The sequence below is a fragment of the Roseinatronobacter thiooxidans genome (assembly GCF_001870675.1).
Lineage (GTDB): Bacteria > Pseudomonadota > Alphaproteobacteria > Rhodobacterales > Rhodobacteraceae > Roseinatronobacter > Roseinatronobacter thiooxidans.
Genome location: NZ_MEHT01000006.1, coordinates 20,052 through 30,030 on the forward strand (window position 1 = coordinate 20,052; position 9,979 = coordinate 30,030).

8 protein-coding genes and 2 pseudogenes are annotated in these 9,979 nt (G+C 58.0%); 8 read left to right on the top strand and 2 right to left on the bottom strand.

What is annotated here, in order from left to right; translation table 11 throughout:
• Positions 1-11: 11 nt before the first annotated feature.
• The 8 genes and pseudogenes from BG455_RS03090 to BG455_RS03125 all read left to right on the top strand — a co-directional run bounded on the left by BG455_RS03090 (position 12) and on the right by BG455_RS03125 (position 7,841).
• Entirely contained in the window at positions 12-494 is a 483-nt protein-coding gene (locus BG455_RS03090; RefSeq protein WP_071468509.1) for a (2Fe-2S)-binding protein, read from the top strand.
• 39 nt (positions 495-533) lie between these two features.
• Positions 534-1,325 carry an FAD binding domain-containing protein gene (locus BG455_RS03095; RefSeq protein ID WP_071468510.1) on the top strand — a complete coding sequence of 264 codons (792 nt, stop codon included), beginning with the start codon at positions 534-536 and terminating at the stop codon, positions 1,323-1,325.
• A 232-nt stretch (positions 1,326-1,557) separates the two neighbouring features.
• The gene (locus tag BG455_RS03100; RefSeq protein ID WP_071468511.1) at positions 1,558-2,295 is read left to right on the top strand and encodes a GntR family transcriptional regulator; all 738 of its coding nucleotides are present in this window, start codon (positions 1,558-1,560) and stop codon (positions 2,293-2,295) included.
• A gap of 52 nt (positions 2,296-2,347) precedes the next feature.
• Positions 2,348-3,469, top strand: coding sequence for a cell division protein ZapE (gene zapE, locus BG455_RS03105; protein ID WP_071468512.1), 1,122 nt, complete (start codon positions 2,348-2,350; stop codon positions 3,467-3,469).
• Positions 3,470-3,536: 67 nt separating this feature from the next.
• Positions 3,537-4,298 (top strand): annotated as a pseudogene (locus BG455_RS03110) (GDP-L-fucose synthase family protein); the annotation flags it as partial.
• A gap of 33 nt (positions 4,299-4,331) precedes the next feature.
• Positions 4,332-5,777, top strand: a complete 1,446-nt coding sequence (locus BG455_RS03115; protein ID WP_245735458.1) for a mannose-1-phosphate guanylyltransferase/mannose-6-phosphate isomerase — start codon at positions 4,332-4,334, stop codon at positions 5,775-5,777.
• Entirely contained in the window at positions 5,777-7,153 is a 1,377-nt protein-coding gene (locus tag BG455_RS03120) for a phosphomannomutase (RefSeq protein WP_071468513.1), read from the top strand. Before BG455_RS03115 ends, BG455_RS03120 begins: the two co-directional genes overlap by 1 nt.
• A 115-nt stretch (positions 7,154-7,268) precedes the next feature.
• The gene (locus tag BG455_RS03125) at positions 7,269-7,841 is read left to right on the top strand and encodes a hypothetical protein (RefSeq protein ID WP_071468514.1); all 573 of its coding nucleotides are present in this window, start codon (positions 7,269-7,271) and stop codon (positions 7,839-7,841) included.
• A gap of 129 nt (positions 7,842-7,970) precedes the next feature.
• On the opposite strand, the gene BG455_RS03130 is transcribed toward BG455_RS03125, so the two are convergent.
• Positions 7,971-9,461: a type I restriction enzyme endonuclease domain-containing protein gene (locus BG455_RS03130; RefSeq protein ID WP_071468515.1), complete on the bottom strand. Its 1,491-nt coding sequence runs from the start codon at positions 9,459-9,461 to the stop codon at positions 7,971-7,973.
• A gap of 87 nt (positions 9,462-9,548) precedes the next feature.
• Positions 9,549-9,827 (bottom strand): annotated as a pseudogene (locus tag BG455_RS17520) (hypothetical protein); the annotation flags it as partial.
• Between the last annotated feature and the right edge of the window lie 152 nt (positions 9,828-9,979).

Here is a 9,979-nt window from a genome sequence, read left to right on the forward strand (position 1 = left end):
GGAGTTAACCGATGCAGACAATCACCATGACCGTAAATGGACGCGGTATCACCGCGACAGTCGAAGGGCGCACACTTCTTGTCGAATACCTTCGTGAAAACCTGCAACTGACAGGAACCCATATCGGCTGCGACACCAGCCAATGTGGGGCCTGCACTGTTCATGTGGATGGACTGTCCGTAAAGTCGTGCACCATATTCGTAGGCGAACTGGATGGCGCAGAGATCCGCACGATCGAGGATATGGAGAATGCGGATGGTAGCCTCTCTCCCCTGCAAAAGGCGTTTCAGGACCATCATGGGTTGCAATGCGGGTATTGCACGCCGGGGATGATAATGTCGCTGTCAGCCCTTTTGCGTGATACCCCCAAACCCACGGAGGCACAGATACGCCACCATCTTGAAGGCAATATCTGCCGCTGCACCGGATATGCCAATATTGTCAAGGCGGCGCTGGCGGCCTCGGGTCAGCTTGACAGCGCGGACGCTGGATAACCGTGATCTGTGCCAAAGGCGCCCGACAAGGAGAAAAATATGTATGCATTTGATCTGATCTCACCGAAATCTCTCGATAAGGCTCTGGAAGCCTTGGCAGAGGAAGAAGCTCAGGTGTTGGCCGGCGGACAGACGCTGATCCCGACCCTGAAAGCACGGCTGGCAGCACCCGCGACCCTGGTAAGTTTGCGCGCAATACCTGAATTGCAGGGCGTCAGCATAAAAGAAGGGAGGTTGCGCATCGGGGCCATGACAACCCACGCAACTGTCGCTGACCAGGCGCGTTCCCATTTCCCTGCGCTAGCCGATCTGGCTGCCAATATCGGTGATCCGGCAGTTCGCAACAGGGGCACCATTGGTGGAAGTCTGGCCAACAACGACCCATCTGCATGTTACCCCTCTGCAGTTCTGGCGAGCGGGGCGACAATCATGACGACGAAAAGAAGCATTCAGGCGGATGATTTCTTTCTGGGCATGTTCGCAACCGATCTTGAAGAAGGCGAGCTTATCCGCGCAGTGGAGTTTCCCATACCGATTGCGGCGCATTATGAGAAATTCTGGCAACCCGCGTCCCGTTTCGCGCTTACGGGTGTCTTTGTCGCCAGGTATGATAACGCGGTGCGTGTCGCTGTCACAGGTGCTTCCGAGGAAGGGGTCTTTCGCTGGACGGCGGCTGAAGAGGCTTTATCTAAGCGGTTCACCGCAGACGCCGTAAACGAACTGGACCGACCGGATGTCGATATGATTTCTGATCTGCACGGTAGCGCTGAATACCGTGCCAGTCTGACACAGGTCCTGACTGCGCGGGCAGTCGCGCGCCTGCAGGATTGAGACACGGTAATCATATGAAAACTCTGACGAATGGGCTGGATATTCAGAAATATGAACTCAGAATTGGGATTTCGTGATCGCTCAGACTTGTCGGCTTATCTGAGGGCGGCTAGGTCACGCGTCTATGGCCGGTGCGATACGCGTCCTTCATGGCATCGTGTGTGCCGTGCCACGGACCAAAAGCCGTGCGCGGGTCTGAATGATAACGTTTTTTATTCAAGGGGGGAAATTTATGAGTAGTCCGGTATCCGGCCCAGAGACAATCACTCAACTGCAGGGGGGGACAAGCCAGTCAACAGTCGAAAGCGTCTACAGTGCGCTGAAGGCTGATATTATTTCGGGCCGACGAAAGCCAGGCGAGTTTTTGCGGATTGACCGCATGAGCCGGGTCTATGGCGTCGGTCCGACGCCGTTGCGTGAAACACTGCAACGCCTGACAGCGGAAAATCTGGTAATTGCGCGGGGCGGGCGCGGATTTCAAGTGGCCCCTCTGACGATCGATGAATTTGTGGACCTGAACATAGCACGAACGGCAATTGAAACAGCCGCCCTTCGCCTGTCGATCAAACATGGGGCAGAAGATTGGGAAAGCCGTGTTGTGGCCGCTGGATACATCCTTAAAAAATGGGATGCTGCGATGCTGGCAGGCGAGGCCGACAATCTCTCGCGTTGGGAAAATGCCAATGCAGAGTTCCACAGTGCGCTTTTGTCCGGCTGCCCCTCTCTTTGGCTTTTGCATGCGCAACAGGGTTTTGCGAACAAATGCGATCGTTATCGCCGTGCGGCGGTGGTTGGTGCCGGTACGCCCTATCGGGCCGATGTAGAGCGCGAGCATGGCGAAATCTTGAACGCAGTCCTGCAACGTGACGCTGACCGCGGATGTGAACTGCTTGCCACGCATTATCAGCGCACCGTGGATGCCTTCCGCCTGGTGGTTGAAAGTGGATTGATCGATACAGGTGTAGATTGATTAAGGCGGCCGAGCTGTGCGGACTGGCTCTGCCACAAATTTGGAGCGCAGGATGAACAATGGGCCGATGCGGATGTATCGCGACCTGATCTCGCAGGGTGTGATCTCGCCCAATTCTGCTCAGGCTGATGCTGCCGAAAAGCTGCAGATGCTCGCCGGACGTTTGCACGACTACCAGCCCAAAACACCCAAGCGGATCGCCCAGGGGTTTTTCGGTTGGGGACGTGAAAGCCTGACACAGGCACAACTTCCAGGTCTTTATATCTACGGCGAGGCAGGACGCGGCAAATCGATGCTGATGGACCTGTTTTTCGAGTCGGTCGCGGTTCAGCCAAGGCGTCGCGTGCATTTTCATGCCTTCATGCAGGAAGTCCACGCCGGGATCGTGGAGGCACGCAAACGTGCAGTGGACGATCCTGTAACACCTGTTGCAGATAGGATCGCCGATACGGCAACCCTGCTGTGCTTTGACGAAATGCAGATAACCGATATCACGGATGCAATGCTGGTCGGTCGCCTTTTCCAGCGGTTGTTCGAGCGTGGAGTCGTTGTGGTCGCCACTTCGAATCGTCATCCGGACGCCTTGTATGAAGGAGGCTGGAACCGTGATGTTTTCCTGCCCTTCATCGATCTGATCAAAGCGCGGATGGAAATTCACGAACTCGCCAGCCCGACCGATCACCGTCGCCAGCGCGTGCAGGACAATAATGTCTATCTCCTGCCGACAGGCGACGCGGCGCGAGCAGCGATTGATACACTGTGGCAAGACATTACGAACGGTGAGAAAGAGGCCCCGCTGATCGTCACGGCCCATGGGCGCAGCCAGAAATTCCCGCGCGCCGTGGGGCGCGCCTTGCGCACGGATTTTACCGAAATCTGCACCCGCGCATTGGGCGTCGCGGATTATCTTGCACTTGCACGGTCCATCGATGTGCTCGTCCTCGAAGATGTGCCGGTTCTGACACGCGCGCGCGACAATGAGGCCAAGCGCTTCGTCACCTTGATCGACATGCTTTACGAGGCACAGGTGAAACTTGTGATTTCGGCCGATGCAGAGCCTGATGCCCTCTATATCGCTGGCGAAGGTGCCTTCGAATTCGGGCGTACCGCCTCACGGTTGGCAGAGATGCGGAGTAAAGACTGGTGGAGGCGAGCCAGTGGCAATCAAAAGTAGAGTTTATCTCTCAATTTGGAAGTCGCGCTTTCCGGCACCTGCAATCTATAGTTTCTGATATTGCGTCATCGCGCGCAAGCACAGCTATCCCGCCGATTTCATCTATGAAAACCTGATGATCGAATGCAATGTGATTCATCAGGCTTTTGCCGCCGGCGTGACGCGCCTTTTGCAACTTGGATCATCCTGTATTTACCCCCGCGCCGTGCCCCAGCCAATGCGCGAAGATGCGTTGCTGACAGGCGTTCTGGAACCGACCAATGAACCCTATGCGATTGCCAAGATCGCAGGGATCAAGCTGTGCGAAAGCTATAATCGTCAGCATGGCACCGATTACCGTTCTGTCATGCCCACAAACCTGTACGGGCCGGGCGACAATTTCCACCCAGAAAACAGCCATGTTCTGCCTGCCCTGATCCGCCGCTTTCACGAGGCTGCCGAGGCAGAGGCCGAAAGCGTCACCATATGGGGGACAGGCACGCCAAGACGGGAATTCCTGCATGTTGATGACATGGCCGAAGCTTCGTTGTTCGTGCTTGATTTGCCCAAGGCGCAGTATGACGCCAATACCCAACCCATGCTGAGCCATATCAATGTCGGATCAGGTACGGATGTGTCGATCCTTGAGCTTGCGCAGATTGTTGCCGGGGTGACAGGGTTCAAGGGGCGGATCAAGACAGATCCGACCAAACCTGATGGCACTCTGCGCAAGCTGATGGATGTGTCGCGGCTGGCCACTATGGGCTGGCGCGCGCGGATTGGCCTTGAAGAGGGGATCGCCGATGCCTATCGCTGGTACCTGAACAACCGTGATATGGCGCGACTCTGATGTAATCCGCCCGTATATTGCAGGAGAATTTCAATGACCGGCTTGATTTACCCCCTTCTTCTTTGTGGCGGGTCCGGCACACGACTTTGGCCATTGTCGCGCAAGTCTTTTCCCAAACAATTTGCGCGGATCACGGGCGATGACAGCCTGTTTCAACAGGCAGCAAAGCGGCTTTCTGGCGCGGATTTCGCGGCCCCTATCGTGGTGACGGGCAATGATTTTAGGTTCATTGTCACAGAACAGCTTGCAGCTTGCGAATTGGCCCCCAGTGCCATTGTGATCGAACCAGAGGGGCGCAACACAGCCCCTGCTGTGCTGGCCGCCGCGCTTGGGCTTGCGCAACACGATCCATTGGCGCTGATGCTTGTCGCACCCTCGGATCATGTCATCCCCGACCAAGAAGCGTTTCGCGCGGCGGTTCAGGCCGCCGCCCCGCGCGCGCAGGCAGGTTATCTGGTCACCTTCGGGATCATGCCCACACGGGCCGAGACGGGCTATGGCTATCTTGAACTGGCCGAAGGCGCCCAAAGCACTGCGACCACACCACAAGCACTCAAGCGTTTTGTCGAAAAACCCGATGCAGCGCGCGCTGCCGAAATGGTCGCCTCGGGCACTTACCTGTGGAATGCCGGTATTTTCCTGTTCACGGCACAGGCGCTGATAGAGGCGTTTGCAACCCATGCACCCGACATCCTTGCCCCTGTTCGGGCCTCGGTCACGCAGGCACGGCGCGATCTTGGCTTTACCCGCCTTGACCCTGCGCATTGGGCGGATGTGCCCGATATTTCCATCGATTATGCGATCATGGAGAAAGCGTCTCATCTTGCCGTTATGCCCTATAGCGCGGGCTGGTCTGATCTTGGCGGTTGGGAGGCTGTCTGGCAGGAAAGCGGACCGGATGCTTCGGGCAATGTGATCTCGGATCACGCCACAGCACTTGATTGCACCGGCACACTGTTGCGCTCGGAAACCGATCGGGTCGAGTTGGTGGGCATTGGCCTTGAGGATATCGTTGCGATTGCGACGGGCGATGCGGTGCTGGTGGCGCATAAATCCAAGGCACAAGATGTCAAAGACGCGGTTGCGGCACTCAAGGCGCGCGGCGCGCTTCAGGCCACCCAATTTCCCACCGATCACCGCCCTTGGGGCTGGTTTGAAAGCCTAGCCATGGGCACCCGCTTTCAGGTCAAGCGTATCCATGTCCATCCCGGCGCTGCACTCAGCCTGCAAAGCCATCATCACCGCTCAGAGCACTGGATCGTCGTCGAAGGCACTGCCAAAGTCACGATTGACGGTCAGGTGCAACTGGTGACAGAAAACCAGTCGGTTTATGTTCCTTTGGGGGCCGTTCACCGCATGGAAAACCCCGGCAAGGTGCCGATGGTGCTGATCGAAGTGCAAACCGGCAGCTATTTGGGCGAGGATGACATTATTCGCTATGAAGATATCTATGCCCGCGGGCAGGGGGCGAAGGGCTGATGGCTCCGAAATTCGGCACAAGTGGTCTGCGCGGGCTGGTCACAGACTTGACGCCTGATCTGATTGGCGCGCATGTCACGGCGTTTTTGCGGGCCTGCCCTGTTGGAACGGGGCTTTGGGTCGGGCGTGATCTGCGCGACAGTTCACCGCGCATCGCATTCGATGTGATTGCAGCGGCGCGCATGGCTGGTGTCGATGTCACAGATTGCGGTGCCATCCCCACGCCTGCGCTGGCCTTGGGGGCGATGGGCGCGGGTGCTGCGGCTGTCATGATTACAGGTAGTCATATCCCCGCCGATCGTAACGGGCTTAAATTCTACACACCCGCAGGAGAGATCACAAAGGCCGAGGAAACTGGAATTCTGGCCAATCTGGGCCTGTCTGCGCCCCTTGGGGGGCGGCAAGGTAGCCTTAGACAAACCGACCCTGGCCCCGATTTCGTCTCCCGTTATCTCAGGGCTTACGGCGCGCAAGCGCTTGTTGGCCAGCGCATTGGCGTCTGGTCGCATAGTGCGGTCGGGCGCGATTTGCTGATTGCGACATTACGGGCGCTTGGCGCAGAGGTTGTTGAAATTGCCCGCGCCACACGTTTTATCCCCATCGATACTGAAGCCGTCAGCAACGACACCCGCGCGCTCTTGGCGCGCGCTGTGGCCACTCACGGGCTTGACGCCATTGTCTCGACCGATGGCGACGGCGACCGCCCGTTGCTTGCCGATGCCACGGGGCAGGTGGTTGCCGGCGATGTTCTGGGCCAGATCACAGCGCAGGCCTTGGGCGCGCGGGTGGTGGTCACACCCGTTTCATCGAATACAGGCGTTGAAGCGCTGGGGTTTGACCGGATTATTCGTACGAAAATCGGCTCGCCTTTTGTGATTGCGGGCATGGAAAGCGCAGGTGAGACGCAAGTCGTGGGTTATGAAGCCAATGGCGGCTTTCTGTTGGGCTTTGACGCGACAGGCCCCGCGGGCCCTCTGCCTCGGTTGATGACGCGTGACAGCCATTTGCCGATCCTTGCGCCATTGGTCGCCGCGGGGCGCGACGGTCTTGCTGCGCTTGTGGCGCGTAGCCCCGCGCGGTTCACTGCTGCCGACCGTCTGCAAGATGTGCCAACTGACAGGTCGGCAGCTTTGGTGACAAAACTGGCAGAGGACCGTGACGCACTGGTAAGTTTCGTGGCGTGCTTTGGAGCTGGCAGCGTCGCGACAATGGACCGGACCGACGGGCTGCGTCTAACGCTGTCCTCGGGCAGGATTATCCACCTACGTCCGTCGGGCAATGCCCCTGAATTGCGCTTCTATGCGGAAGCCGAAAGCCATGACGCAGCCATGCGTCTGCTGGCGACAGGGCTGGAAGTGCTGCGCCAGCAGCGTTAGGCTGGACCAGAGCGCCTTGTATGCGGGATATCCTGACATAAGGGCTGCCTGACATGAAAATTGCGGTCAAAGTCGGGTGGTGTAGACTGACCCTGTCCGGAGCCGATCGAACACGATGGATGATGAACAGCAGCGCGCCCTCTTGCAAGCCTCAAAGCTTGTTCATGCGCGCTGGTATGAAAGTGGATATCCGGATGTTGCCCAGACAGGCATGCATCCGATTGATCATTACCTGCGCATCGGGGCAGCCTTGGGCCGCAACCCCAGTTCACGCTTCGATACGCGCTTCTATCTGAATGCCAACCCGTCTGCACGGGCCAGCTGTCTAAACCCGCTGGTACATTATCTTATGCATGGTCGCCGCCAGGATCTGCCATGTCTGCCAGAAGGGGCCGGCGGGGCTGTGGATGGCGGGCGTATGAACGCCCCTCCCGATCGCGCGCGCCTGCTTGTGGCCAAACGAGCCTTTTGGGAATTGGGCTTGACCGATGCGCCGCTGGCAACATTACGCCAGATCGCAACATGCGCGCGTGCCATGGAGGGTACTCATGATCGAGGCCGAAAGCTGGCTGGAACCCTTCATCAAAGACGAAATAACCCCCGAAAAGGCCGGAACCTCTACGGGGGTTATTACGATGGTAGCGGAGGAGCGTCTTGGATGCAGACCCCACATCCTAACGCTTTGTAAATTCTATATTTCACAGCGAGGTAAAAGTCGGTAGCTCGTTTTCTCCTATCCTTGCGGACACGGAACTCCCGCTTCGGGCGAGAAGTGACCACAAAGACCACCTTATCCTCTCGATCAAGTCGCAAGCGCTCAGGTAACCAGCTGTGCCATTGCCTCCGCCTGCTTGATCACCAACATTACTGCCTCCGCCTGAAGATCAGGCGGATAGCCATGGCGGCGTAGGATGCGCTTCACCGCCACCCGCATTTTTGCCCGCACATCATCGCGTCGCCACCAATCAACCCCAGAGCTATCGCGGACCGAGTTGACGAGCACGGTCGCGATGATCCGTAGCTCTTCGTTCCCCATGACCTCCACTGCGCTCTGGTTCTGGGCAAGGGCGTCATAGAAGCTACGCTCCGCATCGCTGAGGTCGTCCTCGGGCTCCGCCTTCAGGTCCTTCGCAAGAGCGATCAGCTCCTGGATGACTTGGAGAGCATCGACGCTGCGGTTGTGGTAGCGGGCAATAGCGCCGTTGAGGCGGTCGGAGAAACGCTCCTTCTGGACAACATTGCCGCGCATGCGCGCCTTGATTTCACCGTTGAGAAGCTTCTTCAATGCCTCGACGGCGAGATTCTTGTATTCGAGGTTCTGGATTTCGATCAGGAATTCTTCGGAGAGAACGCTTATGTCAGGGCGGTCGAATCCACAGGCCTCAAGGATGTCGACGACCTCCGTCGACGCCACGGCTCGATTTAGGAGTTGCTCGATCGCAAAGTCGGGATCGGTCCGTCTTCCGGTTGTCGAGCCCACGTCCAGCTTTTTCAAGGCCGACCGCACTGCAAGGAAGAAGGCAACCTCTTCAGCATGCGTGGCGGCTTCCGTGGACCCGGCAGCAAGCTTGAAAGCCCTGACGAGGTTGGCCGCAGCGTCTTGGAACCGGGTCCCGAAGGGCTTCTCTGACGCGGTCGGGTCTGTCCGTGCCTGCCCGAGTACATGATTCACCGCCCGCGGAAGGATCTCCAAGCGCTCGGCCCCGGTCGCGCCCAATGCCGCTTTGTAGTCAAACCCGTGGAAGATCCCGCGCATCACGTCCAGTGTCGTCATAAAGGCGCCAACGGCTTCGCGCTCGTCGATGCCAGTCTGCTCCTGATCCCCTTGCGAGTAGTGAGCCAGCGCGCTCTTCAATTCTGCTGCGAGACCGATGTAGTCGACAACGAGACCCGCAGGCTTTCCGGAGAAAACACGGTTGACCCGGGCGATCGCTTGCATGAGCCCGTGGCCGCGCATCGGCTTGTCGACATAGAGAGTGTGCATGCAAGGCGCATCAAAGCCCGTAAGCCACATGTCCCGAACAATGACAAGCTTGAGGGGGTCCGAAGCATCCTTGTAGCGCCGCCTCAACCCTTCCAGTTTCGTCTTGCTTCGGAGATGAGGCTGGAAAGATGCGGGGTCGGTTGCGTTTCCAGTCATCACGACCTTCACGGTACCCGTCTCGTCGTTATCACTGTGCCAATGCGGCATTGCGGAGATGATCCGGTCGTAGACCTCAACGCAAATCCTGCGGCTCATGCAAGCGATCATGGCCTTGCCGTCTATAGCCTCAAGGCGCGCGTCGAAATGATGTAGGACGTCGGCCACGACTGCATCAAGACGTTTCTCGGCGCCGACAAGCGCTTCGATCCGCGACCATTTCTGAGCGGCCTTCGAGGCGTCCCCTTCTTCAAGAGTTTCCGTAACCTCGTCAAACTCGTCATCGATCGTAGCGACGGCTTCGGCATCAAGCTCGATCTTGGCGACACGGGCCTCGTAGAAAATCGGAACCGTCGCGCCGTCCTCAACGGCTTGGGCGATATCGTAGACATCGATGTAGTCTCCGAAAACCGCGCGCGTGTTGGCGCCTACCAGTTCGACCGGTGTCCCAGTGAAGGCAACGTATACAGCATTCGGCAGCGCCGAGCGGAGGTGGTGGGCCAGACCTCGACGCAGGTCCCCCGCTTCGTTGATCTGTTGATTGTCACTGAGAACTGACCCGGCATTGTCACCGAGATCTGACCCACCCGGTTGTTATGTTCTGCGTGTCATTCTGGCGTCAACGCTGGTGTTTCCCTCCGTTTCTTTTTCGCGGTTTCGGAGCTTGCCTTGAAGCGATAGCTGTC